The sequence below is a fragment of the Azospirillum sp. UENF 211521 genome (assembly GCF_058780535.1).
Genome location: NZ_JBSNCF010000001.1, coordinates 1,819,799 through 1,835,000 on the forward strand (window position 1 = coordinate 1,819,799; position 15,202 = coordinate 1,835,000).

Genomic DNA, 15,202 nt, shown 5'->3' on the forward strand with positions numbered 1-15,202 from the left:
GGGGGACGAATTCATGACGACGACCATCACCACCACAATCCGGGTCGCGGCCTTCAAGATCCTGACGGCCCTCCTGGCCGGGCTGTTCGCGGCGCTGGCCGCGGCACCGGCCCAATCCCAGCAGCGCCCCCGCGAGATCACGCTGGAGGTCGGCGGCGGGCAGCCGGTCAACCTGCCGGCCCCGGCGGCCAGCGTCTTCACCTCCGCCCCGGAGATCGCGGACGTCCAGGCGTCCGGCCCGCAGGCCTTCTTCATCGTGGCCAAGACGCCGGGCCGGGCCAGCGTCTACGCCCTGTCGGCGGACAACAAGCCGCTCGCCTCCTTCAGCGTCGTCGTCACCATGCCGGTCGGCGATCTGCGGTCCAAGCTGGTCGCCCAGGTGCCCAACGCCGCCATCGACGTGCAGAGCACCGGCACCGGCATCACGCTGACCGGCACCGTCTCCTCCCCCGCCACGGCGCGGCAGATGGTCGAGCTGGCCGAGCGCTACGTCGGGCAGGGGCAGACCGTCACCAACCGCCTGACCGTCGCCGCCCCCGCCCAGGTCAACCTGCGGGTCCGCGTCGCCGAGGTGTCGCGCCAGGTGACCAAGGAGCTGGGCGTCAACTTCGAGAGCATGTTCAACATCGGCTCCTTCGCCTTCGGGATCGCCACCGGACGGACCATCCTGGACGCCGCCGGCAACCTGATCCGCGCCGCAGCGCCGACCAACTCCATCGGCGGCAGCTACCGCTCCAGCAACGGGCGGGTGGACATCAACACGGTGGTTGACGCGCTGGCCGAGGACGGTCTCATCACCGTGCTGGCCGAGCCGAACCTGACCGCCCTGTCCGGCGAGACGGCCAGCTTCCTGGCCGGCGGCGAGTTCCCCATCCCGGTCGCCCAGTACGACCGCACCACCACCATCCAGTTCAAGAAGTACGGCGTCAGCCTGGACTTCACCCCGACCGTGCTGGGTGGCGGCCAGATCAGCATGCGCGTCCGCCCGGAGGTCAGCGAGCTGACCAACAACGGCGCCGTCGTGGTCGACTCCATCCGCATCCCCGGCCTGTCGGTGCGCCGCGCCGAGACGACCATCGAGCTGGCCAGCGGGCAGAGCTTCGCCATCGCCGGCCTGCTCCAGAACAACACCTCGGCGACGCTGGACGCCGTGCCGGGGCTGGGCGACGTGCCGGTGCTGGGGGCGCTGTTCCACTCCAGCAAGTTCCGCCGCAACGAGACCGAGCTGGTCATCGTCGTGACCCCCTACCTCGTCCGCCCGGTGTCCGCCGCCAACGCACTCTCCGCCCCGACCGACGGCTTCGTCGCGGCGACCGACGTGGAGCGCATCTTCCTGAACCGCGCCCAAAGCCTGCAGCCCCCGGTGGGCGGCAACAGCGCGGCCGGCACCGCCCCGCTGGCGATCGGGCCGGGCGCCGCCCGCCTGCACGGCGACGCCGGCTTCAGCCTCCAATGACCCCCTTCGCGGAGCACAGCGCCATGACCAGAGCCACGCCGCCCAGAGCCATGCGAACGCCGATGCTGCTTCTGCCACTCCTCACGGGTCTGCTGGGCGGCTGTGCTGTGCCGCAGACACCCCCGCCGATGCCCGCCGCCCAAGTGCCCGCCGTGAGGGCGCTCAGCAACGCCGTGCCCTTCGCCATCGACCCGCGCAGCGGCGCCATCACGGCGCAGGAGCGCGACCGGGTGATCCGCACGGTGGCCGGGCTCGGCCGCGACACCACCCCCCACGTGACGGTCACCGGCCCGGCGCTCGCCACCCCGGCGCAGGCCGCCACCGTCTCCCTGCTGGGCGGGGCCGGCGTGCCGGCGGAGAACGTCACCTTCGCCCCCGACCAGACCGGCACCCCGGCGCTCCAGGTGACCAGCTACGTCGCGCTGGCCCCGGACTGCGCGGCGTGGAGCGACATCTACAGCGGCTGGTACCAGAACAGCCCGACCGCGGCATTGGGCTGCAGCAACCAGCGCAACCTCGCGCTGATGCTGGCCGACCCGCGCGACCTGATCCAGGGCCGCGACACCGTTCCCGCCGACGGCCAGCGCATGGCCGGCGCCGTCCAGCGCTACCGCGCCGATCAGGTGAAGCCCTTCGTGAAGGGCAACACGTCCAGCGCCTTCGTGCTGGCCCCCGCCCTGAACGGAAGCCAGGAGGACCAATGAGCCTGCTCGCCACCCTGCTCGGTGAAGCGCCGTCGCCGGCCGACGCCGCCCGCGGCGCCGGTCCCCGCCTGCTCGCCTACGTCGCCGACACGGCCAGCGCCGCCTTGCTGACCCGCACCGCTCCGTCCCTGCTGCCCTGCGAGGTGCGGACCGGCGACATCCGCAGCGCCGCCCGCGATCTGGCGCGCCAGCGCTCGCCCGACCTGCTGCTCGTCGACCTGTCCGGCATCGCCGAGCCGCTGGCCGCCATGGAGGCGCTGGCCGGGGTCTGCGACCCGTCGGTGCGGGTGATCGCGGTCGGCGACAGCAACGACATCGGCCTCTACCGCGACCTGCGGCGGATCGGGGTCACCGACTATCTGTTCAAGCCGCTGTCCCGCGACCTGCTGGAGGGGGCGCTGCGCGCCGCCGGCGCTGGCGCCGCGGCCGACGAGGCGGCGGGCCGGCTGGGCAAGCTGGTGGCGGTGGTCGGTGCGCGGGGCGGCGTGGGGACGACCACGGTGGCGGTGCATCTCGGCTGCTGGCTGGCCGACGGGGCGCGCGGGCGCACGGCGCTGGTCGATCTCGACCTGCAGAACGGCACGGTGGCGCTGGCCCTCAACCTGCGGCCCGAGCCGGCGCTGCGCGAGGCGGTCGAGGCGCCCGACCGGGTGGACGACGTGTTCATGGAGCGCGCCATGGTCGCCGCCTCCGACCGGCTGTCCGTCCTGGCGGCGGAGGAGCCGGTGGAGGATGTGATCGACATCGCGCCGACCGCCGCCCTGTCGGTGCTGACCCGCCTCCAGGCCCGCCACAACTACGTCGTCGTGGACGCCGGCCGCGCCCAGGGCGGGGCCGCCCGCGCCGCGCTGGAGGCGGCGTCCATCGCCGTTCTGGTCGGCGACGCCAGCGTCGCGGGGTTGCGCGATCTGGTGCGGCTGCGCGCCGCCATCGCGCGCCGGGCCGGCGGCGGGCGTCTGGTCACCGTCCTGAACCGGCGCGGCGCCCCCGGCGAGCTTCCCGCGGCGGACCTGATGCGCACGCTGGGCGACCCGCCGGAGCACGCCCTGCCCTACCGCCCGGTGCCGCTGGCCTTCGCCGCGGGCGTCGGCGAGCCGGCCTTCCGCCATTGCCGCCGCTTCCGCGAGGCGATGGAGCGGCTGGGCGCCGACGTCGCCGGTCAGCCCGCCGCCCAGGACGGCCTGTTCCGCCGCTGGGTGCGGCGATGAGCACGTTGTTCGGCCGCAAGGCGGCCCCCCCCTCCCTGGCGGTCGCCAGCCCGCCCGCCGAGGAGCCGAAGCCCGCCGCCGCGCCGGCCCAGGCGCCGGCGGCGTCCGCCGCACCGCCGCCGCTGGCCGCTGTCCGCCCGGTCAACCGCTCGCTGAACGACATCCGGTCGCAGGTGCTGGCCCGCATCGACCCGGCGACCATCGCCGACATGCCGGCCGAAACGCTGCGCCCGCTGGTCGAGCGGCTGATCGACGACATCGCCACCACCAGCCGCAGCCAGCTGAACGGGCGCGAGCAGGCCACGCTGGCGACGGAGCTGGTCCACGACATGATCGGGCTGGGGCCGCTGGAGCCGCTGCTGGCCGACGACGCGATCACCGACATCATGGTCAACGGCCCGTCCCGCACCTTCGCCGAGCAGCGCGGCAAGCTGGTGGAGATGCCGGTGCGCTTCCGCGACGGCGGGCACCTGCTGAACATCGCGCAGCGCATCGCCTCGGCGGTCGGGCGGCGGGTGGACGAATCCAGCCCCATGGTCGACGCCCGGTTGGCCGACGGCAGCCGCGTCAACATCATCGTGCCGCCGCTGGCGCTCGACGGCGCCTGCATCTCCATCCGCAAGTTCGCCCGCCGCACCATCGGCTTCCGCGAGCTGGTGGAGTTCCGCAGCATGTCCGAACCGATGGCCCGCGCGCTGGAGATCATCGGGCGCTGCCGGCTGAACGTCATCATCTCCGGCGGCACCGGCTCGGGCAAAACGACGCTGCTCAACGCCATGTCCCGCCCCATCGAGGCGACGGAGCGCGTCATCACCATCGAGGACGCCGCCGAACTCCAGCTCCAGCAGCCCCACGTCGTCCGGCTGGAGACGCGCCCGCCCAACCTGGAGGGCCAGGGGCAGGTGACGCAGCGCGACCTCGTCCGCAACGCCCTGCGCATGCGGCCCGACCGCATCATCATCGGCGAGGTGCGCGGGGCGGAGGCCTTCGACATGCTCCAGGCCATGAACACCGGCCATGACGGGTCGATGTCGACCATCCACGCCAACAACCCGCGCGACGCGCTGAGCCGCGTCGAGAACATGGTGCTGATGGCCGGGATGAACCTGCCCAGCCGGGCCATCCGCCAGCAGATCGCCGGGGCGGTCAACGTCATCGTCCAGGTCCAGCGCATGCGCGACGGCGTGCGCCGCATCACCCACGTCACCGAACTGGTCGGCATGGAGGGCGACGTGATCCTGACCCAGGACCTCTTCACCTTCGAGTTCCGCGGCGAGAACCGCGATGGGATCCTGGAGGGGCGCTACGCCGCCACCGGCCTGCGCCCACGCTTCGCCGAACGGCTGGCCTATTTCGGGCAGGAGGCGGCCTGGAACGCCGCCACCACCGGCCAGTAACGGGGAAGGACACGCGATGGACCGCATCCAGGCCCTCCAGCTCGCCACCCTGCTCCTCGGCGTCGGGACGCTGCTCTTCGCCCTGTCCACCCTGCGCGCCTTCCGCCGCCGCAAGGCGCTGCGCCGCCGGCTGGCCGCCCTCTCGGCCGAGGCAAGGGCGGTGGTCGAGGACGGCAGCCCCGACATCACCGGCGCCGGCGCCCTGACCCTCGCCGACCGGGTGAAGCGGCGCATGTCGCGCTTCTACGCGCGGCGCCAGACCGTCTATCTGCCGCCGGGCATCCGGCTGTGGCGGGCGCTTCTGTACGCCGTGATCGCCGCCGGCCTGTGCTGGTGGCTGGGCGGGCCGGTGATGGGCGACGCGGGCGCCACGACCGCCGCCGCCGTGGCCCTGCTGGTCACCCCGCGCCTCGTCTTCGCTTCCAGCCGCCGCAAGACGCTGGAGGCGCTGATGAACCAGCTCCCCGATGCGATCAGCCTCGTCGTCCGCGCCACCCGTGCCGGCATCCCGGTCTCGGAAAGCCTGCGCATGGTCGGCACCGAGTTGTCCGAGCCGATCGCCCCGCTGTTCCGCCGCATCGTCGACGAGACGGCCATGGGCATCGACCTGGAAACCGTGCTGGCCCGCGCCGCCGCCAACGTCCGCCTGCCGGAGTTCCGCTTCTTCGTCGTCACCCTGCTGCTGCAGCGGGAAACCGGCGGCAACCTGACGGAGCCGCTGGAGAATCTGGCCGACATGATCCGCCAGCGCCGCCGCGTGCAGATGCGCACCCGCGCCCTGACCTCGGAAGCGCGCAGCTCCGCCGCCGTGCTTGCCGCCCTGCCCTTCCTGGCCGGCGGCGGCATGGCGATGCTGAACCCCGACTACGCGTGGCGGCTGATCGATGAGCCGAGCGGCCAGACGATGCTGGCGGTGGCCGGCGGGCTGCTGCTGGTCGGAGTCGGCTCCATGCAGCTCCTCATCCGGAGGACCCTGTCATGAGCGGCGGCGTGATGGGCGGCCTGATCCCGCCGCCGGTCCTTCTCGGCTTCGGCGTTCTGATGATCCTGACCGGTGTGGCCGGGCTGCGCTCCTGCGTCCTGCGCGAGCGGTTGCTGGCCCGGCTGGAGCGGCTGCGCGCCGGAACCGCGCCCGCCGCCCTGCCGGAGACCGAGCGCCGCAGCCTGCTGAGCCGGATCGGCGCCGGACTGGCCCGCACCCCGCTGATCGGGTCGGCCGACCGGGAGCGGATGCGCAAGAGCCTGATCGCCGCCGGTTACTCCCAGCCCGGCCACCTCTATTCGCTGCTCGGCATCAAGCTGCTGTGCATCGGCGCCGGGATGGCGCTGGTCCCGGCGGCGGCCGGCGACCTGCTGCCGTCGCTGATCGGCGCGCCGGGTGCGGCGGCGCAGGTGGTGGCCGGCGCCCTGCTCGGCTGGCGGCTGCCCGATCTGGCGCTGGGCCGGATGCGCGACCGCCGCCTGGAGGAGGTGCGCAACGGCCTGCCCGACGCGCTCGACCTGCTGGTGATCTGCGGCGAGGCCGGCCTCGGCCTGGAGGCGGCGGTCGACCGTGTGGCCCGCGAGGTGGCGACCGCCTACCCGGCGCTGAGCGCCGAGCTGTCGGCCACCGCGGCGGAGATGCGCGTGCTGTCCGACCGCGGCGGCGCCCTCAACAACTTGGCCGCCCGGCTGGACATGGAGGGCGTGCGCGGCATGGCGACGACGCTGATCCAGGCCATGCGCTACGGCACGCCGCTGGCTCAGGCGCTGCGCGTCCTGGCCGGGGAGATGCGCGCCCAGCGCCTCGCCCGGTTCGAGGAGAAGGCGGCCCGCCTGCCGGTGCTGCTGACCCTGCCCATGGTGGTCTTCATCCTGCCCTGCGTCTTCATCGTCGTCGGCGGCCCCGCCATGCTCGACGTCTCGCGCAGCTTCGACAGCGCCGGCAGCAGCCAGCAAGCCCATTCCAGCCAAACCCGTTCGAACCCGCCCCACAGCCAGACCAAGGGAGGTCAGCCATGATCGCCACCCCGTCCCCCCTTCCGTCCCGCCAGCGTACGACCCGCAAGCGCCTCTCCGGTCTGGGCCGTGCCACGGCGGCCGTCCTCCTGCTGCTGTCGGTCAGCGCCTGCGCCTCGGCGCCGGGCGGTGGGCCGGTGGGGTCGAAGAGCAGCCCGACGGCCAACGCCACGCTGGACGACAAGGCGCGCGTGCAGCTCCGCCTCGCCCGCGCCGCGCAGGAGGCCGGCAACACCGGCTCCGCGGTGCGCTTCTACCGGGCGGTTCTGGATCAGGCGCCGGGCCATGTCGGCGCCCTGCTCGGGCTGGGCGAAACCCTGTCGGAGAGCGGCTCCGCCGCCGACGCGGTGGTCGAGCTTCAGAAGGCCGCCGCCGCCGTACCCGACAATGTGGAGGTGCAGACGGCGCTGGGCCGCGCGCTGGTCCGCGCCAACCGCCCCGCCGACGCGCTGAACCGCTTCGACGCCCTGCTCCGCCGCAACGACGACGACCTGCGCGCCCGCCTGAACCGCGGCGTCGCCCTCGACCTCGCCGGACGGCACGCGGAGGCCCAGGGCGAATACCGCCACGTGCTGAAGGCCGAACCGAACAACGCCACGGCCATGGCCAACCTCGGCCTGTCGCTGGCGCTGAACGGCAGCGCGGAGGGCGTGGCGATCCTCGAAGGCCTCGTGCAAGGCGGGGTCGACTCCCCCCGCGTGCGCCAGAACCTCGCGCTGGCCTACGGGCTGAAAGGCGATCGGGAGGCGGCGGCCCGCGTGGCCCGGCTCGACCTCGACGACGCCAACGTCCGCTCGAACCTGGCCTTCTACGAGACGGCGCGCCAGTTCGTCGCCTTCAAACCGTGAGGCGGCCCCATGCGCAGCGCCCGCCGCAGCCGCCCCTTCCTTCGCCCCCTGCGTGACCGCCGGGGCCTGACCACGCTGGAGTTGGCGATCGTCTCCCCGGCGCTGATCGCCGGCATGATCGCGCTGGCCGAGGTGTCCTACTCGCTGACCGTGGACGGCCTGCTCAACCACGCCGCCCGCGCCGCCGCCCGCAGCGGCTTCACCGGAGAGCTGGCGACCGGCTTCACCGACCGCCGCGCCCAGGTCTGCGACACGGTGTACCGCTTGACCAGCCGGGTGCTCGACCAGAGCCGCCTGTCGGTGCGCAGCCACAGCTACGCCTCCTTCACCACGCTGGGCCAGATCAACGGCGGGGTTCCGCCCTCCACCTCGCTCACCGACCTGAATTGCGGCTCCACCGACTGGGACGCCAATCAGACCGGGACGGCGCTGGGCGGCAGCGGGCAGGTGGTCGTCTACACGCTGCGCTACACCCAGCCGGTGCTGACCGGGCTGGGCGCCACGGTCCTGGGACGGGCGGAGCTGATCCACGAGGCCCGGCTGGCCGTGCGCAACGAACCCTTCATGGTGGGGGAGTGACCGTCATGATGGCGACACAGGTCCCGAAATCCCGGCCCCGGCCCCGGCCGCGCGACCGCCGCGGCGTCGCGGCGCTGGAGATGGCGCTGCTGGCGCCGGTCCTTCTGCTGCTGGTCACCGCCACGGTGGACGTGGTGCGCTACGTCAGCATCACCCTGACCCTGAACCGCACCGCCGCCAACGTCAGCGACATCGCCACCCAGTTCGACAAGCTGCGCGCCGGCATGACCGTGGTGAAGGGGAACGAGGTCGGCGTGCTGTTCCTCGCCGCGACGGAGGTCGCCCAGCCGCTGGACCTGATGGCCGGCGGTCAGGTGATCGTCACCTCGGTCGCCAACATGGGCCAGGGATCGCGGGTGATGTGGCAGGAACGGGCCGGCACCGGCTCCGCCATCAGCCACTACGGCGCTGCGGGCGGGGCGGCCACGCTGCCGCCCGGCTTCACCCAGCAGCCCGGCGACAACGCCATCTTCACCGAGCTGTTCTACCGCTTCACCCCCTATCTGCTGAGCGGACCGTGGCTCGGCGACGCCGGGACCTCCACGACGCTCTACGCCAGCGCCGTCTACCAGCCCCGGCTCGGCACGCTCACCACGCTGGAGACCGGGCCATGAGAACACGCTTCCTGACCGCGGCCCGCCGGCTCGCCTCTCTGAGGAGGGTGACGCGGGACCGCCGGGGCGCCACCGCGCTGATGTTCGCCGCCGCCGCGGTGCCCCTGCTGGGCATGGTCGGGCTGGCGGTGGATTACGGGCGGGCCTTCCTCGTGCAGTCGCGGCTTCAGACCGCCATCGACGCCGGGGCGCTGGCCGCCGGCAAGATGCTGAACTCCACGGCGGACGCGCAGAGCGACATCGCCATGTTCGTCGCGGCCAACCTGCCGCCGGGCTTCCTGGGGGCGGCCATCGGCACCCCGGCGGTGACCCTGGACCAGACGAACCAGCGCGTTGGCGTGTCGGTCACCGCCACCCTGCCGACGACCTTCCTGCGGGTCCTGCAGGTGAACGAGCTGACCATCTCCGTCACCAATCAGGTGCAGCGCGCCAACGCCGGGCTGGAACTGGCGCTGGTGCTCGACGTCACCGGCTCCATGGCGACCAACAACCGCATCGGGGAGTTGCGCAGCGCCGCCACCGACCTCGTCAACATCCTGTTCGGGCCGGGCAGCACGCCGCCGAAGAATTTGTGGGTCTCCATCGCCCCCTACGCGGCGGAGGTCAACATCGGCAAGACCCGCACCAACTGGCTGGCGGCGGGCAGCTACGACGCCACCAAATGGGCCTCCCAGGGCTGGCGCGGCTGCGTCCTGGCGCGCACCCAGCCGCAGGACCAGACCGATACCCCGCCGGCCTCCGCGCCCTTCAAGCCCTTCTGGTACCCGAACAACCAGTACAACGGGACCAACAACGACAACCCCTGGACCCCGAACACCATCACCGACGACGGCACCTACCGCCAGACCAACGACATGGCCGGACCGAATCTCGGCTGTCCGCCGCCGATCATGGCGCTGACCAACGACCGCTCGGCGCTGCTCGCCAAGATCGCCGGGCTGAAGCCGGTGAACCGCGGCGGCACCATGGCGAACCAGGGGCTGCAGGCGGGATGGTTCACCCTGTCGCCGAAGTGGCGCGGCCTGTGGGGCGGCGCGACGCCGGACACGCTGCCGCTCGATTACGGCACGCCCGACATGTCCAAGGCGGTCGTCCTGCTGACCGACGGCAACAACGAATGGTTCAAGTACAAGCCGCAGGGCGACTACACCAGCTACCAGCGCCTCAGCGACGGGCTGCTGGGCACCACCGACACCAATCAGGTGACGACGGCGATCAACAACCGCATGCTGACGCTGTGCAGCAACATGAAGGCGGCGGGGATCACCCTCTTCACCATCACCGTCGGCGACAGCGCCAGCAGCGCCACCCGCACCCTCTACGAAAGCTGCGCCTCGCCCGGCCCGAACCATTATTTCGACAGCCCGACGCCGGCCGACCTGCAGGCGGTGTTCCGCACCATCGCCGGCCAGCTCAGCAACCTGCGGATCATCCAATGACCGGGATGCCGATGAATGGGGGACGCTGAACGGCCGGCACCATGGCCGTGGGCGGTATGGCGGAGACAGCGGTTTATGACCTATTGCGCATTGGTCCGCTGCCGCCCGATGGGCTACAGGAACTCAGGACCGTGCAGACAAGAGGCCCGCCCGTCATGTCCCAGACCTTCCCCCAGACCTTTCATGTGATCGTTGCCGAGGATGACCCCGTCGTCGCGGTCACCATTGCCGAAACCCTGGAGGAACGCGGCTTCCGCGTGACCATCGGGCGCAACGGGTTCGATGCCTTCAAGATCGACCAGAACGATCCCGCCGACATCCTGATCACCGACCTGCGCATGCCGCACTTCGACGGCACCAGCCTGATCGCCCGCATGCAGGAGCAGCGCCCCGAGCTGCCCATCCTGGTCACCACCGGCTACAGCGACAACCTGCCCAAGGAGGAGCCGGGCCAGCTCTCCGTCGTCCAGAAGCCCTTCTCCGAGGACAGCATCGTCCGGGCGGTGCAGAGCCTGCTCGGGGTCGCCTGAGAGGGGGACGGAAAAAACTTCGCCGCCCGGTGAAGTTCCTGCTTGCGCTGCGCCGCTGGGACCCGTATAAGCCGGCCTCCGTTCCGGATTAGCTCAGTCGGTAGAGCAGCGGACTGTTAATCCGCGTGTCGCTGGTTCGAGTCCAGCATCCGGAGCCATATTGCGGGTGTAGCTCAGTTGGTTAGAGCGCCGGCCTGTCACGCCGGAGGCCGCGGGTTCAAGTCCCGTCACTCGCGCCACATTGCGGGCGTAGCTCAGGGGTAGAGCACAACCTTGCCAAGGTTGGGGTCGAGGGTTCGAATCCCTTCGCCCGCTCCAGTTTCGGGGCACGACAGTGTCTGCGGGGGCCGCTTGTTCAGCAAGCGGCCCCTCGTCGTTTCAGGCGTCGTTCGGGACCAACCCCTCCCTGTCCCGCTCAGCCGAAATAGGCCGATGGCGTCACGCCCAGCGTCCGCTTGAACAAGGCGATGAAGGCGCTGACGCTGTCGTAGCCGAGGTCGATGGCCACGGTCGTCACCGGCGCGCCCTCGGCCAGCATCTCCAGCGCACGCATCAAGCGCGCCCGCTGCCGCCAAGCGGTGTAGCTGTGCCCCGTCTCCGCCACGAAACGGCGGCTCAGCGTCCGCTCGGACACGCCCGCCCAGGAGGCCCAGGCGTCCATGCCGCGCCGATCCCCGGGATCGTCGAGCAAGGCCCGGGCGATCCGCAGAAGGCGCGGGTCGCGTGGCATGGGCAGGGTGAAGGGGTCGATGGGCGACGCCCTGAGTTCGTCGAGGAGGACCATGGCAAGGCGCCATTGCGCCTCGTCCATCTCCCACCCTTGCCATCCCGAGGCGCGTATCACCGCCTCGCGCAACAGGCCGGACACCTTGATGATGCAAGGCCGGGACGGCAGCGTCGCGCAGGCGGCTTCCGCGATGTAGCAGCTCCATCCCTCGACGGCCCCGTGGGTGTAGCCGTGGTGCGGCTGGTGGGGCGGAAGCCAGACCGCATGCTCGGCGGGAACTGAACCGCGCCGGGTTTCCCAGAGGCCCCGTTTCTTGAGAGACTGGGGTCATCATGACGAAAGCGGCATCACGCAAATACGCTCCTGAAGTCCGCGAACGCGCGGTGCGGATGGTGTTCGAGCACGCGGGGGATCACGCCTCGCAGTGGGCGGCGATCAGTTCGATCGCGGCGAAGATCGGCTGCACGGCGGAGACACTGCGCGGCTGGGTCCGGCAGGCCGAGCGTGACCAGGGCAAGCGGCCGGGGCCGACGACGGACGAACAGGAGCGGATCAAGGCGCTGGAGCGCGAGAACCGGGAACTGCGCCAGGCGAACGAGATCCTGCGCAAGGCGTCGGCCTATTTTGCCCAGGCGGAGCTCGACCGCCCGTTCAAGAAATGATCGCCTTCATCGACGCGCACCGCGCCGTCCACGGGGTCGAGCCGATCTGCAAGGTATTGCCGATCGCCCCGTCCACCTACTACGCCCATGCCGCCCGGACGGTCGATCCGGCCAAGGCGCCGGCCCGCTCGCGAAGCGACGCGGAGCTGAGCGTGGCTATCCGACGGGTCTGGGATGCGAACTTCCAGGTTTATGGGGTACGCAAAGTCTGGCGGCAGTTGCGGCGGGAGGGCCTCGACGTGGCACGCTGCACGGTGGCTCGCCTGATGCGGCGCATGGGGCTGCGGGGCGTTACGCGCGGCAAGGCGGTGCGGACGACGCTCAGCGACCGGGCGACTCCCTGTCCGCTTGACCGGGTGAACCGCCAGTTCCAGGCGCCCCGCCCGAATGCCTTGTGGGTGGCTGATTTTACGTACGTTGCCACATGGCAGGGCTTCGTCTACGTGGCCTTCGTCATCGACACGTTTGCCCGCCGCATCGTGGGCTGGCGGGTGTCGCGCACCGCCCACACCGGCTTCGTGCTGGATGCCCTGGAGCAGGCACTCCACGATCGCCGGCCGGCCAAGGGCAGCGGCCTCATCCACCATAGCGACCGTGGGGCGCAATATGTGGCCATCAAGTACACCGAGCGTCTCACCGACGTCGGCGTCGAGCCCTCCGTGGGCAGCGTCGGCGATTCCTACGACAACGCCTTGGCCGAGACCATCAACGGCCTCTACAAGACCGAGGTGATCCGCCGCCGCGGACCCTGGCGCACCCTGGAAGCCGTCGAGTTCGCCACCCTGGAATGGGTGGACTGGTTCAACCACCGGCGTCTGCTCGAACCCATCGGCAACATTCCCCCCGCTGAGGCCGAAGCGCGCTACTATGCTCAAACCGAGGACGTCGCCATGGCGGCGTGACTCAACCAAATCGGCCTCTGGGAAACCCGGCGCGGTTCAAACCACCCAGGTGTCCGTCTCCGTGCCGATGGTGAGCAGGCCGCGGCGCAGACCGGAGAGTTGGCCGCGCGGGTGGCTGTGCAGCCCCAGCGCGCGATGTTCGGCCTGCGTCTCGTAGATGGCGACGATGATCGGGTCGCGCGCATCACCCGCGGCGAAGGCGAACCGCTCCTCGGACATGGCGTCAACCCGCTATCGAATGGCCGCCATAGCTTAGCGCTGCCTTCGGTCGCCCGCTAGACTGCTCGCGACAGGAGAAAGCCATGCCCCCACCGAATCCCCCCTCCCCCACGCCCGACCTCGATCGGCTTTATGACCCGCCCATGGAGCATGTCCAGAAAGCGGTCATGACGGAGTTGGTCTCCTTCCACGCCGATTACCTCGCCAAGGCCACCTTCTTCTGCCTTGCGACCGGTCGCGCTGCGGGTCTGGACGCCTCGCCGCGCGGCGGCCCGCCGGGATTCGTCAGAATGCTCGATGCCAAGACCGTCGCCTTCGCCGACTGGCCGGGCAACAACCGGATCGAGTCCATGCGCAACCTGCTGGAGGACGACCGCGTGGGGATGCTCTTTCTGTTCCCCGGCCTGGACGTCTTCCTGCGGATCAATGGGCGCGGCCGTGTTTCGGACGATGCGGATCTCCGCGCCGGCTTCGCCGAGGGGATAAAAATTCCCAAGACGGCCATCGTCGTGAGCGTGGACGAGGTGCTGTTCCACTGCGGCAAGGCGGTGAACCGGGCCAGGCTGTGGGCTCCGGAATCGCGGATCGGGCGCTGCGCGCTTCCAACCCCCGGCCAGATGCTCGCCGCCATGACCAGGCAGGACGCGTCCGCCGCGGAGGCCATCGATGCGCACTACGACCATGCGATGCGAAACGACCTCTACGGCTGAGGCGCAGGGCGACAGAAACGCCCCCGGCCGGACACGACGAAAAGCCGGCGCTTTCCGTTTGGAAAGCGCCGGCTTTGTCGTTCATGAAGCCGATTGTCAAGCGTGATTGAAACCGTGTCCGTCCGTGTCCGTTTTGGTTTGGCGTGTGCCGTGGTGACCTGGCGGCGACCTACTCTCCCACGTCTTAAGACGCAGTACCATCGGCGCTGAGGCGTTTCACGGCCGAGTTCGGAATGGGATCGGGTGTTGGGAGCCTCGCCATGACCACCAGGTCACCAAGGCACACGCGAACCATCCGGACCGGACGGGCGGGTTTCGTTAAGTGAGGACGTCTGCGTTCTTGCTCTTGCGGTGTTGGCTCGTGCGTCCAGGGCTTGCCGCTGCGCGCGGGCCGCCGGCTGGGAAGGATCAAGCCATTCGAGCGATTAGTAAGGCTCAGCTTCAGGCGTTGCCGCCCGTCCACATGCCTCCTATCGACGTGATGGTCTGTCACGGCTCTCAAGGGAGTTCTGGTTTTGAGGTGGGTTTCCCGCTTAGATGCTTTCAGCGGTTATCCCGTCCATACTTAGCTACCCGGCCATGCCACTGGCGTGACAACCGGTGCACCAGAGGTATGTCCATCCCGGTCCTCTCGTACTAGGGACAGATCCTCGCAAAACTCCGACACCCACGGCAGATAGGGACCGAACTGTCTCACGACGTTCTAAACCCAGCTCACGTACCACTTTAATCGGCGAACAGCCGAACCCTTGGGACCTGCTCCAGCCCCAGGATGTGATGAGCCGACATCGAGGTGCCAAACGACTCCGTCGATATGGACTCTTGGGAGTCATCAGCCTGTTATCCCCGGCGTACCTTTTATCCGTTGAGCGATGGCCCGTCCACATGGAACCACCGGATCACTATGGCCGACTTTCGTCTCTGCTCGACTTGTCTGTCTTGCAGTCAGGCGGGCTTATGCCATTGCACTCGTCGAGCGATTTCCGACCGCTCTGAGCCCACCATCGCGCGCCTCCGTTACACTTTGGGAGGCGACCGCCCCAGTCAAACTACCCGCCATGCAGGGTCCCGGCTCCGGATCAACGGAGCGCGGTTAGATGCCAGAGACCTCAAGGGTGGTATTTCAAGGATGGCTCCACCCGAGCTGGCGCCCGGGCTTCCTAGCCTCCCACCTATCCTACACATGAGATCCCTAGCACCACTGCAAAG

General features: G+C 70.3%; 15 protein-coding genes, 3 tRNA genes, 2 rRNA genes and 1 other annotated feature (1 of these 21 only partly in view). Of the genes, 16 read left to right on the top strand and 4 right to left on the bottom strand.

The genetic code is table 11. The features are described from left to right. Nucleotides 1-13 precede the first annotated feature (13 nt). The 14 genes from ACWPN5_RS08515 (at nt 14) to ACWPN5_RS08580 (ending at nt 11,091) form a co-directional block, all read left to right on the top strand. Nucleotides 14-1,456, top strand: a complete 1,443-nt coding sequence (locus ACWPN5_RS08515) for a type II and III secretion system protein family protein (RefSeq protein ID WP_145687052.1) — start codon at nt 14-16, stop codon at nt 1,454-1,456. Between the two features lie 23 nt (nt 1,457-1,479). Beyond that, the gene (locus ACWPN5_RS08520; protein WP_492295185.1) at nt 1,480-2,160 is read left to right on the top strand and encodes a CpaD family pilus assembly lipoprotein; all 681 of its coding nucleotides are present in this window, start codon (nt 1,480-1,482) and stop codon (nt 2,158-2,160) included. Then, the gene (locus tag ACWPN5_RS08525; RefSeq protein ID WP_492295186.1) at nt 2,157-3,368 is read left to right on the top strand and encodes a CpaE/TadZ family protein; all 1,212 of its coding nucleotides are present in this window, start codon (nt 2,157-2,159) and stop codon (nt 3,366-3,368) included. The genes ACWPN5_RS08520 and ACWPN5_RS08525 overlap by 4 nt, the downstream gene beginning before the upstream one ends. Beyond that, on the top strand, nt 3,365-4,765 hold the full coding sequence (locus tag ACWPN5_RS08530; RefSeq protein ID WP_186466134.1) for a TadA family conjugal transfer-associated ATPase: 1,401 nt from the start codon (nt 3,365-3,367) through the stop codon (nt 4,763-4,765). Before ACWPN5_RS08525 ends, ACWPN5_RS08530 begins: the two co-directional genes overlap by 4 nt. Nucleotides 4,766-4,781: 16 nt before the next feature. Beyond that, the gene (locus ACWPN5_RS08535) at nt 4,782-5,747 is read left to right on the top strand and encodes a type II secretion system F family protein (RefSeq protein ID WP_145687046.1); all 966 of its coding nucleotides are present in this window, start codon (nt 4,782-4,784) and stop codon (nt 5,745-5,747) included. Further along, nucleotides 5,744-6,766, top strand: coding sequence for a type II secretion system F family protein (locus ACWPN5_RS08540; protein ID WP_145687043.1), 1,023 nt, complete (start codon nt 5,744-5,746; stop codon nt 6,764-6,766). Before ACWPN5_RS08535 ends, ACWPN5_RS08540 begins: the two co-directional genes overlap by 4 nt. Continuing rightward, nucleotides 6,763-7,611 carry a tetratricopeptide repeat protein gene (locus ACWPN5_RS08545; RefSeq protein ID WP_492295187.1) on the top strand — a complete coding sequence of 283 codons (849 nt, stop codon included), beginning with the start codon at nt 6,763-6,765 and terminating at the stop codon, nt 7,609-7,611. The genes ACWPN5_RS08540 and ACWPN5_RS08545 overlap by 4 nt, the downstream gene beginning before the upstream one ends. A 9-nt stretch (nt 7,612-7,620) precedes the next feature. Next, a complete protein-coding gene (locus ACWPN5_RS08550; RefSeq protein WP_145687041.1) occupies nt 7,621-8,190 on the top strand; it encodes a TadE/TadG family type IV pilus assembly protein in 570 nt (189 codons plus the stop codon). Between the two features lie 5 nt (nt 8,191-8,195). Further along, complete coding sequence (locus tag ACWPN5_RS08555) at nt 8,196-8,804, top strand: TadE/TadG family type IV pilus assembly protein (RefSeq protein WP_492295188.1); 609 nt, start codon at nt 8,196-8,198, stop codon at nt 8,802-8,804. Next, nucleotides 8,801-10,243, top strand: a complete 1,443-nt coding sequence (locus tag ACWPN5_RS08560; protein WP_492295189.1) for a pilus assembly protein TadG-related protein — start codon at nt 8,801-8,803, stop codon at nt 10,241-10,243. Before ACWPN5_RS08555 ends, ACWPN5_RS08560 begins: the two co-directional genes overlap by 4 nt. Nucleotides 10,244-10,398: 155 nt before the next feature. Beyond that, nucleotides 10,399-10,773 carry a response regulator gene (locus ACWPN5_RS08565; protein ID WP_035682866.1) on the top strand — a complete coding sequence of 125 codons (375 nt, stop codon included), beginning with the start codon at nt 10,399-10,401 and terminating at the stop codon, nt 10,771-10,773. Nucleotides 10,774-10,855: 82 nt separating this feature from the next. Then, nucleotides 10,856-10,931 (top strand) — tRNA-Asn (locus ACWPN5_RS08570). A 4-nt stretch (nt 10,932-10,935) separates the two neighbouring features. Continuing rightward, a tRNA-Asp gene (locus tag ACWPN5_RS08575) sits at nt 10,936-11,012 on the top strand. A gap of 4 nt (nt 11,013-11,016) precedes the next feature. After that, nucleotides 11,017-11,091, top strand: a tRNA-Gly gene (locus ACWPN5_RS08580). A 97-nt stretch (nt 11,092-11,188) separates the two neighbouring features. Here ACWPN5_RS08580 and ACWPN5_RS08585 read toward each other — a convergent pair. Continuing rightward, nucleotides 11,189-11,584 carry a helix-turn-helix domain-containing protein gene (locus ACWPN5_RS08585; protein WP_492295190.1) on the bottom strand — a complete coding sequence of 132 codons (396 nt, stop codon included), beginning with the start codon at nt 11,582-11,584 and terminating at the stop codon, nt 11,189-11,191. A 248-nt stretch (nt 11,585-11,832) separates the two neighbouring features. On the opposite strand from ACWPN5_RS08585, the gene ACWPN5_RS08590 reads away from it, so the two are divergent. Then, nucleotides 11,833-13,064, top strand: a protein-coding gene (locus tag ACWPN5_RS08590) for an IS3 family transposase (protein ID WP_492295000.1) whose coding sequence is annotated in 2 segments (ribosomal slippage) — nt 11,833-12,124 and nt 12,124-13,064 — 1,233 coding nt in all. Because the reading frame shifts where the segments join, the coding sequence is not laid out codon by codon here. Then, nucleotides 12,117-12,233 (top strand) — a sequence feature (AL1L pseudoknot). (Overlaps the previous gene by 117 nt.) Nucleotides 13,065-13,100: 36 nt before the next feature. Here the strand turns inward: ACWPN5_RS08590 and ACWPN5_RS08595 are convergent. Next, the gene (locus ACWPN5_RS08595; protein ID WP_492295191.1) at nt 13,101-13,283 is read right to left on the bottom strand and encodes a cupin domain-containing protein; all 183 of its coding nucleotides are present in this window, start codon (nt 13,281-13,283) and stop codon (nt 13,101-13,103) included. An 83-nt stretch (nt 13,284-13,366) separates the two neighbouring features. On the opposite strand from ACWPN5_RS08595, the gene ACWPN5_RS08600 reads away from it, so the two are divergent. Then, the gene (locus ACWPN5_RS08600) at nt 13,367-13,993 is read left to right on the top strand and encodes an MSMEG_1061 family FMN-dependent PPOX-type flavoprotein (protein ID WP_492295192.1); all 627 of its coding nucleotides are present in this window, start codon (nt 13,367-13,369) and stop codon (nt 13,991-13,993) included. Nucleotides 13,994-14,149: 156 nt separating this feature from the next. Here ACWPN5_RS08600 and rrf read toward each other — a convergent pair. After that, nucleotides 14,150-14,265, bottom strand: a 5S ribosomal RNA gene (rrf, locus tag ACWPN5_RS08605). A 132-nt stretch (nt 14,266-14,397) separates the two neighbouring features. Next, nucleotides 14,398-15,202, bottom strand: a 23S ribosomal RNA gene (locus tag ACWPN5_RS08610) (it continues 1,940 nt past the right edge of the window).